At 62.9% G+C, this 22,310-nt stretch carries 19 protein-coding genes; 3 read left to right on the plus strand and 16 right to left on the minus strand.

All coding sequences use genetic code 11. The features are described 5' to 3' along the window. Positions 1-81: 81 nt before the first annotated feature. Positions 82-966, minus strand: coding sequence for a S66 peptidase family protein (locus DOM45_RS07340; RefSeq protein WP_110599066.1), 885 nt, complete (start codon positions 964-966; stop codon positions 82-84). A 47-nt stretch (positions 967-1,013) separates the two neighbouring features. Continuing rightward, positions 1,014-1,907, minus strand: a complete 894-nt coding sequence (locus DOM45_RS07345; protein WP_110599068.1) for a LysR family transcriptional regulator — start codon at positions 1,905-1,907, stop codon at positions 1,014-1,016. 104 nt (positions 1,908-2,011) lie between these two features. On the opposite strand from DOM45_RS07345, the gene DOM45_RS07350 reads away from it, so the two are divergent. Both DOM45_RS07350 and DOM45_RS07355 read left to right on the plus strand, forming a co-directional pair. Continuing rightward, entirely contained in the window at positions 2,012-2,896 is an 885-nt protein-coding gene (locus tag DOM45_RS07350) for a HalD/BesD family halogenase (RefSeq protein WP_110599070.1), read from the plus strand. An 80-nt stretch (positions 2,897-2,976) separates the two neighbouring features. Beyond that, positions 2,977-4,254 carry a M24 family metallopeptidase gene (locus DOM45_RS07355; protein WP_110599072.1) on the plus strand — a complete coding sequence of 426 codons (1,278 nt, stop codon included), beginning with the start codon at positions 2,977-2,979 and terminating at the stop codon, positions 4,252-4,254. A gap of 40 nt (positions 4,255-4,294) precedes the next feature. Here DOM45_RS07355 and DOM45_RS07360 read toward each other — a convergent pair whose 3' ends face one another. The 8 genes from DOM45_RS07360 to DOM45_RS07395 all read right to left on the minus strand — a co-directional run bounded on the left by DOM45_RS07360 (position 4,295) and on the right by DOM45_RS07395 (position 12,843). Then, positions 4,295-6,331, minus strand: coding sequence for a putative bifunctional diguanylate cyclase/phosphodiesterase (locus DOM45_RS07360; protein ID WP_162302606.1), 2,037 nt, complete (start codon positions 6,329-6,331; stop codon positions 4,295-4,297). A 252-nt stretch (positions 6,332-6,583) separates the two neighbouring features. Beyond that, entirely contained in the window at positions 6,584-7,000 is a 417-nt protein-coding gene (locus DOM45_RS07365; protein ID WP_110599076.1) for an MAPEG family protein, read from the minus strand. Positions 7,001-7,006: 6 nt separating this feature from the next. After that, a complete protein-coding gene (locus DOM45_RS07370; RefSeq protein ID WP_110599078.1) occupies positions 7,007-8,314 on the minus strand; it encodes an MmgE/PrpD family protein in 1,308 nt (435 codons plus the stop codon). A 20-nt stretch (positions 8,315-8,334) separates the two neighbouring features. After that, on the minus strand, positions 8,335-9,177 hold the full coding sequence (locus DOM45_RS07375) for a nitrilase-related carbon-nitrogen hydrolase (RefSeq protein WP_110599080.1): 843 nt from the start codon (positions 9,175-9,177) through the stop codon (positions 8,335-8,337). A 68-nt stretch (positions 9,178-9,245) separates the two neighbouring features. Beyond that, positions 9,246-10,121, minus strand: a complete 876-nt coding sequence (locus DOM45_RS07380; protein ID WP_110599082.1) for a glycine betaine ABC transporter substrate-binding protein — start codon at positions 10,119-10,121, stop codon at positions 9,246-9,248. Between the two features lie 72 nt (positions 10,122-10,193). Beyond that, entirely contained in the window at positions 10,194-10,928 is a 735-nt protein-coding gene (locus DOM45_RS07385; RefSeq protein ID WP_110599084.1) for an ABC transporter permease, read from the minus strand. Between the two features lie 3 nt (positions 10,929-10,931). After that, positions 10,932-12,098, minus strand: coding sequence for an ABC transporter ATP-binding protein (locus DOM45_RS07390; protein WP_110599086.1), 1,167 nt, complete (start codon positions 12,096-12,098; stop codon positions 10,932-10,934). A gap of 79 nt (positions 12,099-12,177) precedes the next feature. After that, a complete protein-coding gene (locus DOM45_RS07395; protein ID WP_110599088.1) occupies positions 12,178-12,843 on the minus strand; it encodes an ABC transporter permease in 666 nt (221 codons plus the stop codon). A 248-nt stretch (positions 12,844-13,091) separates the two neighbouring features. On the opposite strand from DOM45_RS07395, the gene DOM45_RS07400 reads away from it, so the two are divergent. Further along, positions 13,092-13,946 (plus strand): nitrilase-related carbon-nitrogen hydrolase, encoded by an 855-nt coding sequence (locus DOM45_RS07400; protein WP_110599090.1) that lies wholly within the window; start codon positions 13,092-13,094, stop codon positions 13,944-13,946. A 39-nt stretch (positions 13,947-13,985) separates the two neighbouring features. Here DOM45_RS07400 and DOM45_RS07405 read toward each other — a convergent pair whose 3' ends face one another. From DOM45_RS07405 to DOM45_RS19985, 6 genes are all read right to left on the minus strand, one after another. Next, positions 13,986-16,034: a CocE/NonD family hydrolase gene (locus DOM45_RS07405; protein WP_157958367.1), complete on the minus strand. Its 2,049-nt coding sequence runs from the start codon at positions 16,032-16,034 to the stop codon at positions 13,986-13,988. Positions 16,035-16,116: 82 nt separating this feature from the next. Further along, the gene (locus tag DOM45_RS07410; protein WP_205909418.1) at positions 16,117-17,025 is read right to left on the minus strand and encodes a glycine betaine ABC transporter substrate-binding protein; all 909 of its coding nucleotides are present in this window, start codon (positions 17,023-17,025) and stop codon (positions 16,117-16,119) included. A gap of 124 nt (positions 17,026-17,149) precedes the next feature. Further along, positions 17,150-18,598 carry a TolC family protein gene (locus DOM45_RS07415; protein ID WP_110599094.1) on the minus strand — a complete coding sequence of 483 codons (1,449 nt, stop codon included), beginning with the start codon at positions 18,596-18,598 and terminating at the stop codon, positions 17,150-17,152. Further along, positions 18,598-19,935: an HlyD family type I secretion periplasmic adaptor subunit gene (locus tag DOM45_RS07420; RefSeq protein ID WP_110599096.1), complete on the minus strand. Its 1,338-nt coding sequence runs from the start codon at positions 19,933-19,935 to the stop codon at positions 18,598-18,600. Before DOM45_RS07420 ends, DOM45_RS07415 begins: the two co-directional genes overlap by 1 nt. Continuing rightward, positions 19,932-21,716 carry a type I secretion system permease/ATPase gene (locus tag DOM45_RS07425; RefSeq protein ID WP_110599098.1) on the minus strand — a complete coding sequence of 595 codons (1,785 nt, stop codon included), beginning with the start codon at positions 21,714-21,716 and terminating at the stop codon, positions 19,932-19,934. The genes DOM45_RS07420 and DOM45_RS07425 overlap by 4 nt, the downstream gene beginning before the upstream one ends. Before the next feature lie 161 nt (positions 21,717-21,877). Next, on the minus strand, positions 21,878-22,129 hold the full coding sequence (locus tag DOM45_RS19985; RefSeq protein ID WP_157958368.1) for a hypothetical protein: 252 nt from the start codon (positions 22,127-22,129) through the stop codon (positions 21,878-21,880). Between the last annotated feature and the right edge of the window lie 181 nt (positions 22,130-22,310).

Genomic DNA, 22,310 nt, shown 5'->3' on the forward strand with positions numbered 1-22,310 from the left:
TCGAATTCGGGTAGGGTCTCCATCGACCACGGCCGCCTCGCCTATGCGAGGCGGCTTTTTTCGTTGGCCGCTACCCGCCGTTCAGGCGCGAAACTGCAGTTGACCATCGGCGATTCGGGCCGTGGCCCCATAGCGCCAGGGCAGGTTGTCACGGCCGTGGCCGATGGGCAGGCCGGCGTAGAGCGGCAGGCCACGGGGAGTCAGCCAGGTGTCGAACAGCGTCTCTATTCTCAGGTCCCCATAAGGGACGCACTCTTCGAAGGTGCCGATACAGACGGCAGCCGCCTCATCCAGCGCGCCGGCGTAAACCAGTTGCCAAAGGTCACGCTCGAGCCGGTAGAAGGGCTCGCCGACGTCTTCCAGCACCACGATGGCGCCAGGCGGTGCCTGGAACGCCAAGGGGGTGCCGGCAACGCTGGCCAGCGTCGAGAGATTGCCACCCACCAGCGGCCCCTCGATGATGGCGGAAGCGGTGGCCGTGATGGGCGTCAACGCCACGCCGTCGGCAGGTCGGCCCTCGAGCAGCGCGAGCAGCGCGCTGAAATCGCGCTGGCTCGCGGCACGCAGGGCGGGGTCATCGGATGTGAGCTTCACGCCCTCCTTCATGACCGGGCCGTGGATCGCCGGCAATCCATGGCGGTGGCACTGATCCAGCAGCACACTGAGGTCGGAGTAACCGATCAACGGCTTGGGCGCCAGCCGGCGCCAGTCGATCTCGGTGGCCAGATGCGCGCAGCCGTAGCCGCCGCGAACGGCCCATATGGCGTCGGTGTCGGGATCGGCGTAGGCCGCGTAGAGCGTCTCGAGGCGGTGGTCGACGTCCCCGGCCAGGTAGCGGTGTCGCTTCTGCAATTGGGCGGGAAAACGCACCTCGATACCGAACTGCCGCAAGGCTTCCTCGGCCTGGTCTAGTATCTCGGGACGGGTGAACGATGCCGGGGCTATCAGGCTGAACGTCATTGACATGGGGAGCGTCGTCGCAGGTTCGTCGAAGGCAAATGGAGCCCGATACGTTACGTCACTGCTGCTCGTGAGGCTACCGGCTCGACCTCCTGAACCGAGTCCGCCTGGGTCACGATGCCGATCAGGGCGAGGCAGAACGCCTCGAACTCCTCGCTGAGCTCGCCTGGCGACCGGTGAAGTTCGATCTCCACGTAACCCAGTTCGGGCAACCCGGATTCCGCCGGTACTTCGCGGCAACCCGGCGGTATGCTGCGAGGCGTCTTCACCGTCAATGCCAGGCCGGCTTGAACCGCGACATTGAGGCCGGTAGGCGATGGACTGGTATAACGCACGTCCCACTGGAGATCGTTCCTGCCCAGGGCGGCGAAAGCGTGAGCACGGAAAATGCAACCTTCGGGATTGAGCGCGAGCGGCAATACCTCCCAGTCATGCAGATTGCGCTGCTCCGCAATCGCCCACACCATTCGCTCGCGGCCCAACAGTTGCCCGGTCTGCGTAGGGCCGTGGCGGACGGCGAGCACGACATCGAGCAGACCTTCCTGAAAGCGCTGAACAAGATTGCCACTGATGTCGCAGACGACTTCGATCCGAACATGGGGAAAGGTCTCGGCGAATCGTGGCAACAGATGGGGGAGATAAGCGGTGGCCTGCTCGTCGGATACGCCAAGCCGGATCAGACGACCCTCGCGCTGGCTCAGCATCACGCGTCTGGCTTCATCCTGCAGTTTGAGAATCTGTCGCGCATAGGGTAGCAGGCGGCCCCCGGCCGAGGTCAGAACGACACTTCGACTGGTGCGTTCGAACAGCGGCTCGCGAACGCGATCCTCCAGACGCTTGATCTGGAGGCTGACGGCGGACTGAGTGCGGTTGAGGATGCGGCCGGCAGCACTGAAGCCTTCGCATTCGGCGACGGCAACGAAGGCGCGTAGCAGATCCGGGTCCATTATTCATGACTCCTGAAAATATATTTGATGCCAACTATTCATTTTTATTGTTGAACGGGGACCCCTAGCCTGTCCAGACGCCACTATTGATCGCAGGAGTTTCCATGTCTGGTCCCGTCATCGATGCCTCGGCCAACACGTTGGAAGGGCTGGTCGATCTCGATCGGTTTCCAATTCACGATCTCGCCAGTTCACAAGGCCGGCAGTTGGTCGAGGCGTGTCGCGCGCAGCTGGCCGACGACGGCTGTGTAGTGCTCGAGCGCTTCGTCCCCGAAGCGGTCCTGGCTCGTCTGGAACAGGAGACCGAGCGGCTCTCCCCCCAAGCGCACTACAACCAGAACGAGACCAACCCCTACAACTCCGACGGCGATACCTCGCTTCCCGCGTCGCATCCCAAGAACCGTTTCGACGACAGAACCAATGGCTTCGTCGCCGGTGATCGAATCGATGATCGGACCATCATCCGCCAGCTCTACCGGCACCCCCAGTTTCAGCGTTTCATTGCCAGTGTGGTTGGCATGGAAACGATCCACGAGTACGCCGATCCGCTGGCGGACCTGGTCGTCAACGTGCTTCGCGAGGGGTGCCAGCATCCTTGGCACTACGATACCAACGAGTTCATCGTCACGCTGATGACGCGAAAGGCGGAGGCAGGGGGGCGGTTCGAGTACGTGCCAGGCATCCGTAGTCCCGAAGGGGAGAATTTCCAGGCGGTGGAAGCGGTATTGGATGGCGATACCCGAGAGCTGAAATCGCGGGATCTCCAATTGGGAGACCTGCAGGTCTTCTTCGGCCGCTATTCACTCCATCGTGTCACGCCGGTGGTCGGTGAGCGGGAGCGTCACACCGTCATCTTCGCTTACGCCAAGGAGCCGGGGTTCGTCGGCCGCCCCGAGCGGGCGCGCCGTATCTTCGGGCGCATGGCACCGATTCACGAGCGGATGTTGCGCGAGGGCGAAGCACGCCGGAGCGACACGCTCGCCGACTGATCGATGATCCCGAGTCTTCCCGACCGTCGCGATGAAGCCAGAGTGCTTTCGTTGCCCCTGATAACTGCTGGAGCCTTTCCATGAGCACCGTGGAGTTCGAACCGCTTTCTGATCACGAACCCGATGAGATTCCCGTCGTCGCCTCCGCGCCGATGGACAATGGCGACAGCGTCCCCACCGCGTTCGATCCCAGACGGCTTCGTGCCGGGCGCCTGACGCGCCTGCGCGAGATGATGCGTGAGCAAGAGTACGCGGCGCTGGTGCTGTTCGACCCCAACAACCAGCGTTACGCGACCGGTTCGCGCAACATGTTCGGCTATTTCTTGCGTAACTCGACACGCTATATCTACGTACCGCTGGAGGGGCCGATCATCCTGTTCGAGTATCCGGGCAGCGCCCATGTCTCAACCTGGTTGGAGACGATCGATGAGTCACGCACGTCGAAGGTGGTGTGGTCGGCAGTCAACCAGCGCGACAATCTGTCGAGCGACCCGTTCGGAATCGAGATCGCCGAGCTGGTCGCCCAGCACGGCGATGGCAATCGCAAGGTCGGGCTCGATCGTTGCGCGCTGAATCTGGCGCGTTCGCTGGAGGCGCAGGGATTGGATGTCTTCGATTGCATGCAGGATACGCTGCACTGCCGCCGGATAAAGACGCCCGAGGAGATTGCCTGCCTGGCGCAGTCGATGGCGGGGAGCGAGGCCGCCGTGGCGCGCGTCGAGGAGGCCATCCGACCGGGTATCACCGAGAATGAATTGTTCGCGATCATGTACGGCAATGTGATCGAGCAGGGCGGCGAGTTCATCGAAACTCGTCTGCTATCTTCCGGCCCACGTACCAATCCCTGGTTCAACGAGGCCAGCGACCGAGTGATTCGCCCAGGGGAACTGGTGGCGCTGGACACCGATACCATCGGCTGTCACGGCTATTACTCGGACTTCTCGCGCACCTTCCACGTCGGCCCCGGGAAACCTTCGGCCTATCAGCGCAGCCTCTATCGCATGGCTTACGATCAGGTCCATCACAACATGGACATTCTCGAGCCGGGAATGAGTTATCGCGAGATCGCCGAACGGGCGTGGAAAATTCCGGAACGGTTTCTGGATCGCCGCTATCCGTCGATCATTCATGGCGTGGGCATGCACGGCGAGACCCCGCTGGTCGCCCACCACATGGACTTTGACCGATTCTCGAAGGATGGCATCCTCGAGCCAGGCATGGTGGTATCGGTGGAGAGCTATATCGGGGAAGTGGGAGCAGCTGACGGAGTCAAGCTCGAGGAAGAGGTGCTGATCACCGATACCGGTATCGCGAAATTGTCGCGCTATCCCTTCAGCGACACGCTGTTGGCCGGGTGACAACCTGGGCCGGATCGGAACGGTGCGGCGGTGTCTCGTGTCACGGCCGCTCCGCCAGACGCGCGATCAGTTGATCCATCTCCATCGGGCGACCCAGGAAGTAGCCCTGGTACTGCTTGACCCCCAGCGTCTGCAGCAGTTGCCACTGCTGCTCGGTCTCCACACCCTCGGCGACGGTTTCCATTCCGAGCAGGTTGCACAGGCCGACGATGCCCGCCAATAGATGGCGTGAACGCTGGTCCGTCTCCAGGTCATGCATGAAACTGCGGTCGATCTTGATGGTGTCGAAGGGAAGTCGCCTGAGATAGCCCAGCGAAGAGTAGCCGGCCCCGAAGTCATCCATCGCCACTCGAAAACCCTGCCGCCTGAGGTGCTCGATCCTGGCTTCCGGTGCCCGCGTGTTCTCCAGGAAGACGGACTCCGTCACCTCCAACTCGATCTGATCGGTGGTGATCCGGTGGCGCTGGCAGGCACGCCGCAGGGTGGCCGCCAAATCGTCATCCATGACATGCAGCGCAGAAATGTTGACCGCGACTGGCAAGGGCCTGCCGGTGGCGGCGAGAAGCGCAGCGTATTGGGCGGCTCTCTCGATCGCCAGATTCCCCAGCGATGATGCCATGCCGTTGTGTTCCGCCAATGGCACGAACACGCTGGGTGGCACCTGGCCATACTCATCGGTGGTCCAGCGTGCCAGCAGCTCCGCGCCGATCACACAATTGCCACTGTCGAACTTGGGCTGGACGACGAAGTCGAGCGCTTCCTTGGCGATCGCCTCGCGCAGCCGCGAGAGCATCGATATCTGCTCCAGATTGTGATGTTTCAGCTCGTGATGGTAGGCGACGATGGCGTTCTTGCCCCTGTCCTTGGCAGCGTACATGGCGACGTCCGCATGCTTGAGAAGAGTCTCGCCGTCGCGACCGTTATCGGGGGCATGGACGATGCCGATGCTGGCGGTGACGCTGATCTGATGGCCGCTGATGACCATGGGATGAGCCAGCGCCTCGAGCAGTCGCCTGGCGATCTTGTCGGCCAGTTGCCCATCGCTGCCCACATCGATCACCACCACGAATTCATCGCCGCCCCAGCGTGCGACCAGATCCTTGCTCCGTAGCGTGGCACGCAGGCGCTTGACCATGATCTTCAGCAGGGTGTCACCCGACTGGTGGCCCAGCGAATCATTGATGTGCTTGAAACCGTCGAGATCGACGAAGAGCAAGGCCAGGCTATGCCCCGGGGCGAGCTGGAGCAGGCGCCGATTCAGGGTCTGCTGAAGCGTCGCCCGATTGGGCAGCTGGGTCAGCGTGTCGATTCTGGCGAGATGCTCCAGCTCTCGCTCGGATCGCTTGCGGGCCGAAATATCGCGCAGGGCGGCGATGTAGTGGGTCTGCCCGGTATCATCCAGCGTGAAATGGCTGAGTGTCAGCTCGACGGGGACAGGGGGCTCTCCATCGACATGGAAGAGCCCTTCGTGATGCTGGGCCCGGTCGCTTCCAGCGATTGCCGCCGGATCGGCTCGCAGGACCTCGGCCTCGATGTAGCGCTGCAGCGCCTGGCCTTGTATCTCGCCTGTCGGTCGACCGCCTAGCTCGATGAAGGCGTCGTTGGTTTCCAGGATGCGCCAGCGCTCGTCCACCACCAGCATCGGATCGCGTGACGCTGCGAAGGCGTGAGCTCTCACACTGCTTCGTGCCCGGTGGTCGTGAGTGTCGTCGATGATTTCCCAGGTGCCGGTGGCAATGAGTGGCGCGGCCTCTTCGTCTCTGGCGACCACCGCGCCGCGGACATGCCACCAGGTCCTGGGCTGGCGGGTGTCGGGGCGTATCAGCAGGTCGATCTCATCCTGCTCTCCGCCGTTGATGCGCCGCCAGAGCATGACCACACGGCGACGTTCGGTCGATGGCATTGTCTTCAACAGCGACCACCAGTCGATCCTCATCTGCTCGTGCGCTTCGACGGTATCGCCCACGGCCGTGCCACACAGGAAGCCACGATCGGGAGAGGACCAGCGCCAGTAGGAGGTCCGAGCGGCTGTCATCGCCTCCAGCAGCCAGCGACGATGAGTCTCGTTCCCGGTCATCGCGCGTTCCGTCGTTACCGAGGTCTTCGGTGTCTCTCCGATCGTTTTTCCGGCATCGGGGAGTTGGTCACTCTGTGGATCGTCATCGATGGGCATGAATTGAGATCTCGATCGCGCTGAATGGCGAAATGCAATCCCGCGGCGTAATGGAGACCGTATCGGCGCATTCGGCGAGAACTTGAAGCCTGGGTGTAGCTCATGCGCTTTTGCCTCCACTCATGATCGCGAGTGCTCCCTTGTCAGGGGCGGACCCTAGAACAGTGCAATGGCGAACAGACCCAGAACCGCGAGAAAACCCACTATGAAGATTGCCGAACGTAGGGTGGAAAGATCCAGTGCGTAGCACAGGCCGTGGCCGATCCGGGCCAATACGAAAACGATGCAGGCGACGTCCACCAACCAGCCGCCACCCCCCACCGTCGTGGCGGCCACGATGGCGGCGGTGAACAGGGCCAGGGCTTCCCAGGCATTCTGCTGTGCGGCCCACAGACGGGCGCCTTTGCCTTCGATCCGCGCGTACTGCTGGCGCGGGTGGTGGTTGTCAATCTGCCCAAATTCACGCCGTCTGACAGCGCTGCCCCAGAAGGCCAGCCAGAACGGCAACAGGGCGGTTATCAGCAGGCACCATAGCGGCAGATTCATCACCATCCTCTCGATCGGATCCGACATGCGACGCTACTCCGTCGCTCCTAACCAAGGTAGCAGATCGCTTGCCGGCCGTTGCTCCAGTGTCATCACGATCTCGAGGAGGGGATCCGCCCGCTTGCCGAGCACCGGCTCCGTCAACTGGCGATACTTGGTCTCGATTTCGGTGTCGCTGAGGGGATTGGTGGGATTGCCACGAGCCTCGCAGGGCTCGCTGGACAGCACCCGGCCATCGTCGAGCGTGACAGTGGTATGCGCCCAGCGCTCTGCCGGGAATTTCGCATCGTAGTCGTCATGACGATGGACGTGAACGCGGCGAGCCAGGGCCTTCAGGTCGGGGTCTGCCAGCCGTCGGGTGACGCTGGCGGCATCGACACGGCCCGAGGCCGCAGCACAGGCAACTGGCCACGGCAGGCTGTATTGGGCTGCTTCGGTCGTGGCGGGGTTGGTCGTCGCCAGACAGGCGCCTTCATGGAAGGTGTGAACGTCGATCCGTGCGATGCGGCCCGAATGATCGATCGCGTTGCGCAAGGAAAGAATCGATTCTACCGCCGGCTGGGCCCAGCGGCAGACCGGATAGGCCTTGAAATACTGTTCGTGTAGATACCAGCGTCGGCCAAGGTCATTCCAGATGTCGGCGACGGTCTCATCGAGAACGGTGACGGCGGGCGCGCCGGTGAAGCCGTCTCGTGCCAGCAGACTGGCTGCCACGCCTCCCATCGCGCCCCAGCCGGAGCCGTCCTTGACCATGGTCGGATGGTCGATACAGCGCATCATCTGGCTGCGTGGCCCATAGAACTCCGCAATGCCCATCGCTTCATGCAGGCGACGACGACCGAGGTCCAGCAGTTTTGAGCCGAGCGCGGCGACCGCAATGGCGTTCCACGCCCCTGAGGTGTGATAGTCGCAGGCGGTGGCGTGCAAGGCGATCCCGGCGCGCGTGGCTACTTCATAGCCGAGTGTCAGCAGGCCGAGAAACTCATGTCCGGACAATCTCTCGGTCTCGGCATGGGCAAGCAGTCCCGGCAACACGGCAACGCCAGCATGTCCTTTGGTCAACACCTGGCCGTCGTGGGCATCGAAAGCATCGATCAACCAGGCGCCGTGCAGTGCTGCGCCGGTTTCCGAGGCGCTGCCGGGGGTGAATAGTAGCGGCCGGCCGCCGCCGTGCTGCGTTCGAACGTAGCGTGCGGCGATGCCGGCCAATTCGGTCTGGGTCGCGGCGGCGGCAACGCCGATGAGATCCAGCAGACAGCGTTTGGCCTGGTGCAAATGGTGCACCTCCAGCTCGCCGGGCTCGAAGCGATGAATCCAGTCGATGGGGTCCAGGTGGGGCATGGTGGATGGTCCTGATCGCGTTAGGGCGTCCGCTTCAACAGCTCCAGAATCAGCGGCGTATTGGCATCGCGAAGTGTCGGCAGCTCGAAACGTGCCCGGGCGATGGCCTCTAGGGAGAGCTCGGCATCGATCAGTGACTCCCCCGGGGAGGCCTCGGCGAGGGTCTCCCCCCGAGCCCCCAGTATGCGGCTGCCACCCCAGAAGTGATGCTCGCCCTCGGGGCCGTAGCGGTTGGCCATGATCACGGGCGTGCCGTAGGTCATCGCGTGGAAGCGAAGGGGCAGCGGCCAGTTGTCCTCATTGGAGAAGCCGGGACCGACGATCTGCGACGCAGAATTGATCGGTGCGCAGAGAATCTCCGGGCGCCGCAGCATGACGGCATGGACGAGAGCCGGATTCCACAGGTCGGCGCAGATCAGCGGCGCGGCCCGCCACCGCTCGTTGATCTCGGTCAGAGTCAGCCGCTCGCCGGAGTGAAACCACTTGCCTTCCTCGAGGCCGCCATAGGTCGGTAGGTTCAGCTTGCGGTGCACGGCTACCACGCGGCCACGCTGCAGTACGGCAACCGCGTTGTAGATTTCGCCGGGGCTGGCGGATTCGACGAAGCCGACCATGACCTGCATGTCGCCGCAGGCCGCGGCCAGCGACATCAGCAGGGCGCTGTCCGGTGAGCTTGCCACATCGGCGGCAAGCGGGCCCAGGGCGTATCCGGTCAGTGACAGTTCCGGGAACAGCAGCAGGTCGAGGTGGCGTCGGCGCGCTTCGTCGATCCAATGGCGATGGTGGTCGGCGTTGTTCTCGAGATCACCCAGCGCCGCATTCATCTGGACGGCGCCCACGCGAAGATCGGGGGCAGTATTCATCTCGCGTCCTCTCGTCGAGAAGCCGCCCGACGGGGCGGCTTCAATGTCGAATGGTCAGGCATCAAGCGTTACAGCAGGTCGTGCTGGGCGAGGAAATCATGTGCCACGTCCTCGACGTTCTGGCGGTCCACGTCGACGCTGGCATTGAGACTTGCCATGGTGTCATCGTTGAGCAGTGCCGATAGCTTGTTCATTTGCGCCGCCAGTTCGGGGTTGGCTTCCAGCGTCTCCTGGCGCACCACTGGGGTCAGTGCATAGGCAGGGAAGAAATTCTTGTCATCGTCAAGCGTCACCAGGTCGTAGGCGGGAATGCGCCCATCCGTGGAGTAGGCGATCGATACGTCGACCTGCTCGTCGCGCAGTGCCGGCAAGGTCAGGCCGAAGTCCATTCGCTTGATATTGGGGCGACCGAATTCGAATCCGTAGGCTTGCTGGAGTGGACGCAGGCCATCCTCGCGAGCGTAGAACTCGGCGTTGGAGGCGAAGGTGAGCGTTGTGCCGTCATTGATCGCTCTGGCCAGGTCCGAAATGGACTCGATGCCGCGCGCGCTGGCGTCATTGGCGCGCATGGTCAGGGCATAGGTGTTGTTGGCGTCGGAGGGATCGAGCCATACCAGTCCCTTCTCGGCATCCAGGGATTTGACCTTCTGATAGGTTTCCTCGGGGGATAGCTTCTCGGTGATGCCGTTGTAGGTAATCAGCGAGGTACCGGTGTACTCCCAGTAGAGGTCGATCTGACCGTTCTCCTGAGCGCGCCGAAGCACGGCCGATCCCATGCCGGCACGTTTGTCGACGTCGTAGCTATGCGCCTGGAGGTACTGGTCTGTCATGCTGGCCAGGATCTGCTGTTCCGTGAAGTTCTTGCCTCCCACGGTGATGTCGGCCTGGGCGGCGCCGGATGCCAGAACGGTCGCTGCCAGAAGTCCAGTGATCAGGTGTTTCATCGGTTCTCTCCTCGTGGTGAAATTCTGGGGGTCGTCATGATCGAGTCTCTAGCGCTGCCCGAGCCGGTAACGTCAGCGCTGACGGCCGGGATTGACGCCTCGGGGCACGATCAAAAAAGTGATCAGTGCGACGACAATGTCGACGCCCACGGCCAGCAGCGCGGTCGGAATCGCACCCGACAGCATCATTACCGTGTCGTAGAGGTCGATGCCGGTGAAGATCAACTCTCCCAATCCCCCGGCACCGATCAGAAAGGCCAGCGGGACCGTCCCGATGTTGATTGCCAGAGCAGTACGGATGCCGGCGAAGATGACGTAGAGCGCATTGGGCAGCTCGACTCGAAGTAGACGCTGCATGGGCGACATGCCTAGCCCGGCGGCGGCCTCCATCAACGCGGGAGATACGCTGCGCAGGCCGACATAGGTATTGCGGGCGATGGGCAGCAGCGTTGCCACGAACAGGCCGAACACCGCCGGCAGGGTACCGATACCCAGGAAGCTCATCGACAGCGCCAGCACGGCTAGCGTTGGTATGGTGGTGCCGATGTTGAGCAGCTGCATCAACGACTCCGCCCATTTCGAGATGCTGGGGCGCGACAGCAAAATACCCAGCGGCACGGCGACGATTATCGCCAGACTGCCAGAGATCAGGGTCAGCCACAGGTGCTGGACCGACAGATATTTGACGTCGGGCCAGTAGAACAGGAAGTCGTCGACCAGGCCGCTGGCCTGGGCCCAGACACCGGCGAGAAAGATCAGTATCACCGCGCCGAGTTTCAGCGCGCTGGAGAGCGACCGTATCGGCATGTTTCAGCTCCCCGCCGGCCGATCGCCGTCGACAACCGGTCGGGCCGGACGGCGCGAACGATAGCGCGAGCCCAGATGATGGGTCATGTCCCGCTGGGTGATCTGTCCGCAGAGACGCCCGTGATCGTCGACGCAGGGCAGCCAGGTCGTGTCATGGGCGAACATCAATGACGCCACCTTGCGGAGGTCGTCGTCGAGATGCACGACGGCGGGCAAACCGCGGGTATGGTCGCGGCAGTAGCCCTGCTGGCTGGCGGTGGTATCGCGAGAGATGACACCGATCGGGCGACGACGGTCGTCGACCATGAGAATCGCGTCGCGGTAGCCGTGAGAGTCGATCCGCTCCCGGGCCGTCGCCAGGGTGTCGGTGACGTCGACGGTACCGATATCGTCACTGACGACATCACGAACCCGGACCAGGTTCAGGCGCTTGAGAGCCCTGTCCTCGCCGAGGAACGACTCGACGAAGGCGTTCTTGGGGGCAGACAACAACTCATCCGGCTCGGAGTACTGAACCAGCTTGCCTTCGCGAAAAATGGCGATGCGATCGCCCATCTTTATCGCTTCGTCGATATCGTGGCTGACGAACATGATCGTCTTCTTCAGCGCCGCCTGCATCTTGAGGAACTCGTCCTGGATCACGGCGCGGTTGATCGGGTCGATGGCGCCGAAGGGCTCGTCCATCAGCATGACCGGGGGATCGGCAGCCAGGGCACGAGCAACGCCGATGCGCTGCTGCTGGCCGCCGGAAAGCTCGCTGGGATAGCGCTTGAGGAACGCTTCGGCGTCCATCGCGATCATGTCCATCAGTTCGCGGGCACGCACTTTATAGCGGTTCTTGTCCCAACCCAGCAGCTTGGGCACGACAGTGATGTTCTCCTCGATGGTCATGTTCGGGAACAGGCCGATCTGCTGAATCACATAGCCGATGTTGCGGCGCAGGTCCTCGGTGTTCAGGCCGCTGGTGTCCTCGCCATCGAGGAATACCTTTCCCGAGGTGGCGCGAACGATCCGATTGATCATCTTGAGCGTCGTGGTCTTGCCGCACCCGGAAGGACCCAGCAATACGCAGATCTCCCCCTGGGGCACTTCCATGCTGATGTGATCGGCGGCGATTACCGCGCCGTCCGGCGTGTCGAAAACCTTGGTCAGATTGTCCAATCGAATCATGGCTCGTCCTTAGGTGGCCTGGCGAACTGCCGAGACCATGAAGTCCAGATAACAGCGTCCAGAACGGAGGTGCTGCCGGCTAGGCCGCCGCGGTGGAAACGGACATTCCTTTGGGCGTCAGGTGCTTCTGCAGTGCCAGCAGGGCATAGTCGGCGATTATCGCCAGCAGGCTGACCGCCACCGCGCCGACGATCAGCTGACGGGGGTCGGACTGCGAGATTCCGCGACTGATGAAGGTTCCTAGCCCGCCGGCGCCGATGTAGGCCGCGATGGCCATGACCCCGATATTGAGAACGACCGCTGTACGCACGCCTGCCATGATGACCGGGACCGCGAGCGGGATCTCCACCATTCGCAGGCGCTGCCGGTGGCTCATGCCGACGCCGCGGGCTGCCTCTCTGAGTGCCGGATCCACATTGTGGATGGCGGTATAGGTGTTGCGGATGATGGGTAGCTGGGAGTAGAGCAGTACGGCGATGACTGCGGGTAGATAACCGATGCCCTGACCGATGAGGGACAGGATGGGAATCATCACGCCGAACAGGGCCACCGACGGGATGGTGACGATGATCGAGGCGATGTAGAGCACGGCCTTGGCGACTCGCTCGTTCTGCGTAATCGCGATGCCGATGGGAACACCGGTCAACGTCGCGATCCCGACGGCAACGCCGACCAGCGAGATGTGTTCGAGCGTGCGAGTGCCCAGTAGCCCCAGGTTATCAAGGGTGTATTGAAGGAGTTCCACAGGCAATTCCTCTAGTTATTGCCAAACAGTCGGCAAATTGTGTCGTGAGAAGTTGTCTGGAATGACGGTTATTTTTATAAATTCATATTATGCCGAAGATAATAACATGCTCGGGACGGCCATCGTCCGGGGAGCGGCATTGTAATGTTCAATGCGATCGATGCTCGATGCTCATAGACCTATTTTGCAATGCAATGGAAGCTTCACGTATGTTGGCCTGGCTCTCCGTTGACGTCCGAGGACCACCCATGGCCATATCTTCCCGCTATCACGTCGGTGCTGCGCAGATGAACTGTCATCTTGGCGATGTCGAGGCCAACGTTGAGCTGCACCGCGAGATGATCCGCGAGGGTCGCCGACGCCGACTCGATCTACTGGCCTTTCCCGAACTCTCTCTCACCGGCTACAACCTCGGGTCCGCGGTTGCCGATGTCGCCATGGCTGCCGATGATCCAAGGCTCGTCGATCTGGCCCGCGAGAGTGGTGACATGCTGACCATCGTGGGGCTGGTCGAAGCCCTTTCACCAGGTGAATACGCCAACGCGGCGGCTTGCTTGAGACAGGGGCGGGTCGTCGCCGTCCATCGCAAGATCAACTTGTGTACCTACGGCGGGCACGAGGAAGGAAAGCTGTTCAGCCACGGCGGTCGACTGACCCAGGTCGAGGCCGGCGGGCTGACGTCCAGCGTGATGATCTGTGCGGATCTGTGGAACCCCGGCCTGGCCCATGCCGCGATGCTCAAGCGACCCGACCTGATCGTCACCCCGATCAACTCGGCGCTGGGCATGGTGGAGGGAGAGTTCGACGATGCCGCCAACTGGCTTGCCTGCCTTCGCTTCTATGCCATGGTCTACGCTACCCCTGTCGTGATGGCACATCGTGATGGCGACGAGAAGGGCGGGCGCTTCTGGGGCGGTAGCTGTATCGTCGGTGTCGACGGTCACCCCCTGGCGACTGCCGACCCGGGGCCGGGCATCGTCAGCGCGGTCATCGACCGCCGGGACATTGCCCGGGCCCGCTTTGCCATGCCGACGCACCGGGATGCCAATACTCGCCTGGTGGCGTCACTGCTCCAGGCGCAGCTCCGAGACGAGTCGGCCTGACATGCGGCGCAAATGCCCCCGCCGAAAGCGTTCCAGGCCTCAGACGCAGTGCCGAGGGATGCGCTTTCTCCAGTGCCTCGCCACCACGCAGTCGTCGCCCGCGAAGGCCTTCAGCGTCGCTTCGAGGTAGAACCCTTCGGTATCGCACTGGAGCTCTGCCCGGGTCTCGGTGCGGGCTTCCCATTCGCCACGCTGGAAGTGCTGAACCCAGTTCTTGCTCATGCGAGCCGTTGCCGGGTCGGATGGATCGATACCGTAGCGCTCGTCGGCGCGGGCACGATTGACCAACCCGTGGTCATAGGTGATCTCGCCGAAGTCATCGACGATCTCGTGCTGGGTCCAGTCGTCCTCTAGCGATTTTCTGATAGCGCGCTGATTGTCGCCGGCGCGGCTGATCCGATGCTGTACCGGTCCTGCGTAGACCGCCGGTTCGAAGGTCGGCGTCGGTAGCCCGTTATCGCGCCGGATGGGGAGCTCCAGCCGGCTGGAGCTCTCATCCAGCGTCAATGTCACGGCATCTGGGCTTGGCCAGATCAGCGGCCAGTAGGCGGTGGTGACCGAGATTCGCAGCCGCTGGCCGGGCAGAAACCGGTGACAGAGTTGATTGAGCGTGACGGTCACGTCCTGGGGAGTGTCGACGGGCACGGCGCTGGGTGCGGTGTGGCTGTCGCGGTGACACAGGTTCAGGACCCCGTAGGAGACGCGCTGGGAGGTGCCATCCGGGGCGACGTCGCAGAGACGCACGATCAGGTTCGCCTGGGGGCGGTCGATGCTGACCCGCAGCGTCAACGCCGGACGGCCCAGGACGACCAGTCCGTCATCGCCGATCGTTCTGTCGAAACACAGTGAGCGGGCGTCATCGAGGCGCTGATCTCCGGCAATCTCCGCGCCGCTGCAGTGCGGGATGTACTCGCCGCACTGCCATCCCGTGTCCTGGGGCGCGTCGAGTCTCGTGCGGGACCGCGAAGACGGGGCAGACGCCAGCTCTGCGGCGAGTGCCAGACGGCCACTGCCCAGATGCCAAGTCTGCGGTTCGACGGTCGGGCTTGGCCACATCGGCTCTGCCAACCATTCGCCCGGCATGTTGCGCGCGCGGTTGTCGGCGTTGGCGAATTGCTGACAGTAGATGCGATAGCTGGGCTCGTCCATGATCCCGCGATCGACCCCCTTGAGCCAGTGATCCCACCAGCGCAGCGCCTCCTGGAGGAAGCCGATCGTCGGCCCCGGTATGGCGAGATGCGGATAGGCGTGGGGCCAGGGCCCCACGATCCCCAGGCGCGGGCCATCGGCGTGCTCGAGCAGTTCGGCGACGAAGTTGACATAGGCGTCCGCCCAGCCGGCGACGGCGAGGATCGGCGTCTTCAAGCGCGAATAATCCTCGCAGACCGAGCCGTGTCGCCAGTAGTCGTCCCGAGCCTGGTGGGCGAACCAGTTCTCGGCGACGAAGGGTTGACGCTCCAGCCGGTGACGCCATAGTTCTTGCCAGTCCGGACGAAGCGCGGGGTCGGGTGGCCGGGACATGAACGAGAGCGAGGAGGCTGCCCAGCCAAAGTGCTCGTTGAGAATCGCACCGCCCTTGTAGTGCACGTCGTCATGATAGCGATCGACGGTGGCACCGACGGCGATGATCGCTTTCAACGCCGGAGGCTGACGCGAGGCGACCTGCAGCGAATTGAATCCGCCCCAGGAGATCCCCATCATGCCGACTTTGCCGTCGCACCATGGCTGGCTCGCGATCCAGTCGATCGCGGCGACGATGTCATCCTGCTCGCCGGCAAGGTACTCGTCCTCGAGCACGCCGTCGGAATCACCGCTGCCGCGCAGGTCGATACGCAGCGCGGCATAGCCGTGCCCGGCAAAATAGGGATGGGTGCGTTCGTCTTCGCCGCTCGTGGCATCCCGCTTGCGATAGGGGATGCATTCGATGATGGCAGGCACGGGGTGACGCTCTGCCCCTTCGGGATGCCACAGGCGGGCGGCCAGTCGCGTGCCGTCCGGCAGCGGGATCCATCGATTGGCATGCTCGACGACCTGGTGCGGGAAGTCGCAGACCTCCAGTGCCTCGGGGCGTGCGCCGCAGGGGAACATGTCGGCTCCTTGTCTATGACCACGCCATGCCCGAGGTTCGGCACCTGGCATGGCGGGAGTAGGGGAGTGCCGCAGGGTGCGGCTAGAGCAGGCCTTGTTCGGCCAGGAAGTCGTGGGCAACCTTGTCGATCGACTGCTTGTCGACGTCGACGCGGCTATTGAGATCGACAAGCACGTCGTCATCGAGCGCGGCTGCCATCCGGTTCAGCAAGGGGGCCAGATCCGGGTGGGAGTCGAGCACCTCCTGACGCACGACCGGCGCCAGTTGATAGACCGGGAAGAAGTGCTTGTCGTCATCGAGGACTTCAAAGTCGAAGGCGCCGTTGCGACCATCGGTGGCGAAGACGAGGGCGACGTCGACGTCGCCGCTTCTCAATGCGTTGTAGGTCAGTCCGGTGTCCATGCGCTTGACCTTGTCCCGCGGGAAGCGGAATCCATACGCTTGCTGGAGAGGGCGCAAACCGTCGTCGCGGGCATAGAACTCGGCGTTGGAAGCCAGCGTCAGATCGGCACCTTCCTGCAACGCCGAGGCGAGGTCGGAGAGACTGTGGATGTTGCGCTCCTCGGCATCGTCGCCGCGCATCGCCAGCGCATAGGTATTGTTGGTATCGGAGGGCTCGAGCCAGACCAGCCCCTGCTCGGCGTCGAGCCGTTTGGCTGCGGCATAGGTGGCGACGGCATCCGCGGGCTGCTCTTGCTTGTGGAACAGAATCACGGCGTTGCCCGTGTACTCCCAGTAGAGGTCGACCTGCCCATTCTCCTGGGCCTGGCGTAAAACGCTGGTACCCATGCCGTCCCGCTGCTCGACCTCGTAGCCGGTGGCCTCGAGCAGGTCGGTGGTCGCAGTGGTCAGAATCAAGTGCTCAGTGTAATTGAGTCCCCCCACGACGATCGGATCATCGGCCTGGGCCATGGGTACGAAGGCGGCCGAGGCAGCGGTGGCACCGAACAGTGCCAGTCCGGCCAGGCCTCTTCTCAGTGGATGGGTCATGGTCGTTCTCGCCTTGTCGTTGTCGTTGGTTGTCGTGAGTCACCATGATGTTAACGCAGGCTCCTCTCTCGTTTGATGAGGATGGCTCATGGCAGGCATTGCCAAATGACGTCGATGGCGCACATCAGCCACTGGCCGGCGCTGTGGTGGCGGGAGGGTTGCCCTCCTCGACGCGGCCGAGGATGCCGGCGACATCCGCCAAGGTCGATGTATCGAGTCGGCCGACGGCTGCGTCGAGATAGGTACGATCCTTGAGATAGAGACATAGCGTCTCGACCAGGCGGATGCGCAGATCGTAGAGCGAGGAGCGCGCATCGAGCACGTCGACCAGGTCCCTCAGGCCCAGCGACTCGCCTCGGATCGCCGCCTGCAGGAACAGGCTGCCCGATTCCACCGAGCGCTGCAGGGCCTCGATCTGGCGCAGGTCGCCTTGCATGCTTCTCAGGCGTTTGCGGACTTCCTGCTTGGCCAGGCGGCTCTCGTTCTCCATCGATGCCGTGCCGGCAAGCGCCGTCAGTTCCCCCTGGCGAATGCTGGCGGTCGTATATCCGCCCTGGTAGAGCGCCAGGTTCATCTCCACGCTGGCGGTCAAGTCGCTGCTGGTCCGCAGCGCATCGTTACTGTCGACATCGCTGTAGCCGACCACCAGGTTGAGCTCGGGATAGCGAGAGGCGCGACGCACGTCGGTGTCGATTCTGGCGACGCGCTGACGCTCGGCGGCCAGCTGGACCTGGGGGTTGTCGCCGGTCAGCGCCAGCCAGCCCTCCAGGGGCATCGACTCCGGAGCGATGGAGAGGTTCTCCGGCGTCTCGATCAGCACCGGATCGAATACCAGTGGCGTGCCAGTCAGGCGTTCGAGATCGCTCGACGCATTGGCCAGGTCGTTCTCCGCGGAGGTCTGGTCGGCAACGGCCTGATCCAGGCGCGACTGGGACTCCAGCAGGTTGATACGGTCGCCGATACCCAGGTCGTAGGCACGCTGCGCCTGACGCTGCTGAAGCACCAGCGATTCCCGCTGCGCGATCAGCAGCCCCAGCTTGCGCGATGCCTGATAGGCCTCGAGATAGGTCTCGATGACCTTGACCGCCAGGTCCCTCTCGGCGACGGCTACCTGCAGCGTCGCGGCGTCCATCTGCGCGCGGGCCTTGCCGACCCGGCGCCAGCGCTCGAGACTGAACAGCGGCTGTGTCATGCGCAGTTCCCAACTGGTATCCCGGGTCTTGCCGGCCACGCGGTCGTCGTAGACTTCGTCCGGATAGTCGTCAGGGTTTTCGGTATAGATGTTGTCGGCATCCGTGTAGCGATAGGCGGCCGTGGCGTCGAGTCGCGGGCGCAGGCCGGCCTCCGCCATCGGCACCTCCTGCGCCACCGACTGGCTGTCCAGACGCTGGCTCTGCAGGCCGCTGTCGTAGCTCAGCGCCAGGGCGACGAGTCGCGGCAGCGACGGTAGCGGCGCCGGGACGGTGGTGGCCGAAGCGCCGGTCGACGGCGTGAGCTCCAGTGGCTGGGCATGTGTCGGCGTGGCCAGAGCGACGAGGCATCCGGCCAGGATCCAGGGTCGTATGGATGACATCACTCTTCTCGCATCGCTCTTGCCAGCATGTCGCTGAACGGTTTGAACATGTAGCTGGCAAAGGTGCGATCCCCTGTCTTCAGCATCACTTCCGCCGGCATACCGGCCAGCAACTGCATCGAAGAGGTCATCTTGGCATGCCCCACGTCGGTCACTCTGATGCGTGCCTTGTAGTAGTGCGTCCGCGTTGCCTCGTCTTCGAAGCTATCCGCCGAGACATGGCTCACTTCGCCCTCGATGACGTTCGAGAGACGCTGGTTGAAGGCGCTGAATCGAATCTCGGCGGGCTGGCCGGCGTGGACATTGTCGATGTCGCGATCGGGAATTCTCGCTTCGACGACGAACGCTTCGTTGGCCGGGACCACCTCCAGGATCGTATCGCCGGAGCGAATGACCGCGCCCTGGGTGTGAACCTGCAGGCCGACGACGGTGCCCGAGACAGGGGCCACGATGGCGGTCCGCTGCACCTGGTCGCGCAGGGCGGTTACCCGCTCCTCGGCATCCGTGACCTGGGACTGTACGTCCTTGAGATCCTCGCCCACGCTCTGGTGGTAGTCCTGCAGGCGAATCTCCTTCTGGAAGCCGTTCTCGCTGATCTGCGAGCGCAGCTGCGCCACCTCGGCACTGTGCTGCGCGTTTTCCCCCTGGTACTGGAGCACCTGGCGCTCGAGTTCGCGCAGGCGCTGATTGTCCCCCAGCCCCTCCTTGAACAGTGTGCGGTAGTCGGCGGCTTCCCCGGACAGCGAGTTGATCTTGGATTGGTTTACCTGCCGCAGCCGCTCGAGCCCGGCAATCTGCTCCTGCATCTGATGGGCCTTTTCGTCGAGCGCGGAGAGCGCATCCTTCAGCGACTGGCGACGAACCTGGAACAGTCTTTTCTGGACATCGACCACCGCCTGGACGCGAGGAGAGACGTCGCCCAGCAGGGCGTCGGGGAACGTCATGGTGTCGCGATCGCTCTGCTCGGCCAGCAGTCGGACCTCGCTGGCCAGGGCAATGCGGTACTCCGATTCGGCGATGGAGAGTTTGGCCAGCGGCTGGGTATCGTCGAGCACGATCAAGGGATCGCCGGCGCTGACGTGATCGCCATCCGCGACCAGGATGCGCTTGACGATGCCGCCCTCGAAGTGCTGCACCTTCTTGGTCGAGGTCTCGACGGCAACCGACCCTGGTGCGACAACGGCAACCGCGAGGTCGGCGGTCAGCGACCAGAGCACAAAGCCGCCAAGCGCGAACACCAGGATTCCCAGACCCCATCGGCGGCTGGCATCGTCACGGGTCGGCAACTGGGCCTTGGGGGCGCCGAGCGAGATCGGTGTGGAAGAGGCTGGCGTCATGGCGTCGGCGGCTCCGGTGACAGGGGCGGGAGAGAAGGAGCGTCGCCGGCGTTGCCGCGGGCGCGCATCCGGATCGAGTGGACGGCGGCGCTGCCCGCCTGCTGGGCGTCCGGGGCTTTCGCCACCGGTTTTCGCGATGGGGCGCAGGAGACCATGCGGCCCTCCTGGAGGACGAGCACACGATCGACATGATCGAGAATGGCCGGCGCGTGGCTGATGATGAATAGCGTGGTGCCCTGGGACTTCAGCTGCCGCAGGCAGTGCAGCAGCGCACGTTCGCCACTGGCGTCGAGATTGGCATCGGGCTCGTCGAGCACGACCATAACCGGGTTGCCGTACAGGGCGCGGGCCAGGCCAAGGCGTTGGCGCTGCCCGCCGGAGAGCACACCGCCGCTGCCGCTGATCTGGGTGTCGTATCCCGCCGACTGGCGAAGGATCATGTCATGCACGCCGGCCTTCTGCGCTGCCTCGATGACGCGTGTCGGGTCGATGTCACCGAAGCGCGCGATATTCTCGCTGATGCTGCCGTCGAACAGCTCCACGTCCTGCGGCAGATAACCGACGAATGGCCCCAGCCGTTCTCGCGGCCACTGACCGATGTCGGTCCCCCCGATCCTGACGCAGCCGCTCTGAACCGGCCAGACGCCCAGCATGACGCGGGCCAGCGTCGATTTCCCGGCGGCGCTGGGCCCGACGATGGCGATGTGCTCGCCAGGGTTGACCGTCAGGCTGAGCTCCCACAGCGTCGGTAGCGTGTCGCCGGGCGGGGCGGCTGTCACCGCTTCGAGCGCGAGCCGCCCGACAGGCGGCGGCAGAGGCATGCGCTGGGGGTCGCCTGGCACCGCGACGAGTAGCGCCTGGAGTCTGGCGTGTGCCGTGCGTGCCGCGACGAAGCCTTTCCAGCCGCCGATCATCTGGTCGATGGGCGCCAGGGCCCGGCCCATCAGGATGGAGCCAGCGATCATCATGCCGCCGGTCAGGCTGCCCTCGATCACCAGCAAGGCGCCCAGCCCCAGAATCAGCGATTGGAACAGGACCCGCAGCGTCTTCGACACGTTGCTGAGGAGACCGGCCCGATCACTGGCGCGTGATTGGTTGACGAGATAGTCGTGGTGCTTCTCCCGCCAGCGGGCGAGGAGGTGGGGGAGCATTCCCATGGCTTGGAGCACCTCGGCGTTGCGCAGGTTGCTTTGGGCCAGATCCTGGGACTGCACGTGTTCGCGATTGGCTTCGTTCAACAGTGACTGGGTGCTCTTCTCGTTGATCCAGGCCAGGGCCAGCAAGATGCCGGCGGCGACGGCGGCAAAGATGCCGAACCACGGATGGAAGAGTGTCAGAATGGCGATATAGACCGGTATCCAGGGCGCGTCGAAGAACGCGAACAATCCGTTCCCGCTCAGGAACTGGCGTAGCGTCGTCAGGTCGTTGAACGGCTGGGCCGAGGGCTTGCCCGGCACCAGCAGGGCTCTCTTGAACGTAGCCTGATAAAGACGTTCATTGATCTGCATGTCGAGCCGGTTGCCAACGCGTACCAGGATGCGCGAGCGCACCAGGTCCAGCGAGCCCATCACGACGAACAGAAACACCACGACCAGCGTCAACATCAGCAGGGTTTCGGGACTACGCGTCGTGATGACTCGATCATAGACCTGCAGCATATAAATCGACGGGGCGAGCATCAGCAAGTTGATGAACATGCTGAACAATAAGATGTAAAGAAAGGCACGGCGACTATTGGAGAGTGCCTTTTGAAGATCGGTCTTGTCGTCGGGTTGGGCCACGGTGTTGTCTCTTGTAACGTCAATTTGGAAAGTGGCATCGAAAGGTCCTGTCACGTTTAGCATGCGGAAATTGTGAACAAGTTTACAAGCGCGGTCTCGGCCGGCGTCTCCCGGTTAAATTTGGTTTCTGGTCCGTTTGTGTCTAGTTTTATGTATTTGTTTCAGTTAGTTATTGGTTTCCTGTCTGGCTTTTTCACGTATTCTTTAAAATATGGATCAATAAAAATGGAAATGTTAACCGGCGGGGGCTGCGCATTTTTCATGACAGGCTGGCGTCTGGATTTAATACTTTTTTCTGATATTTCTGGTTGTTGAAAATTTTTGTAATTTCCATTGTTATAGGGCGGCAGGCGAGAAATTGGCAAGTCGATGAAAGTGCGCTGGAAATAGACCGTCGCCAGTGAAAATGCCACGTCTTTCTCGTCAAACTCGTTTCCGGAGTTTGAGAAGTTTCAACTTTGCGCGGACAGCGAGAAACGATAGCTTGCGACCGATAAGACTTTGGTCCTGAGTCTCGTTATTCATATCAACCACGACAGGAACTTCCCGTCAGTCAATTGACGGGACGCCGGCATCGTGTCTGCACGCGCCTGG

It is taken from the genome of Salinicola lusitanus (genome assembly GCF_003206045.1).
GTDB classification, from domain to species: domain Bacteria; phylum Pseudomonadota; class Gammaproteobacteria; order Pseudomonadales; family Halomonadaceae; genus Salinicola; species Salinicola lusitanus.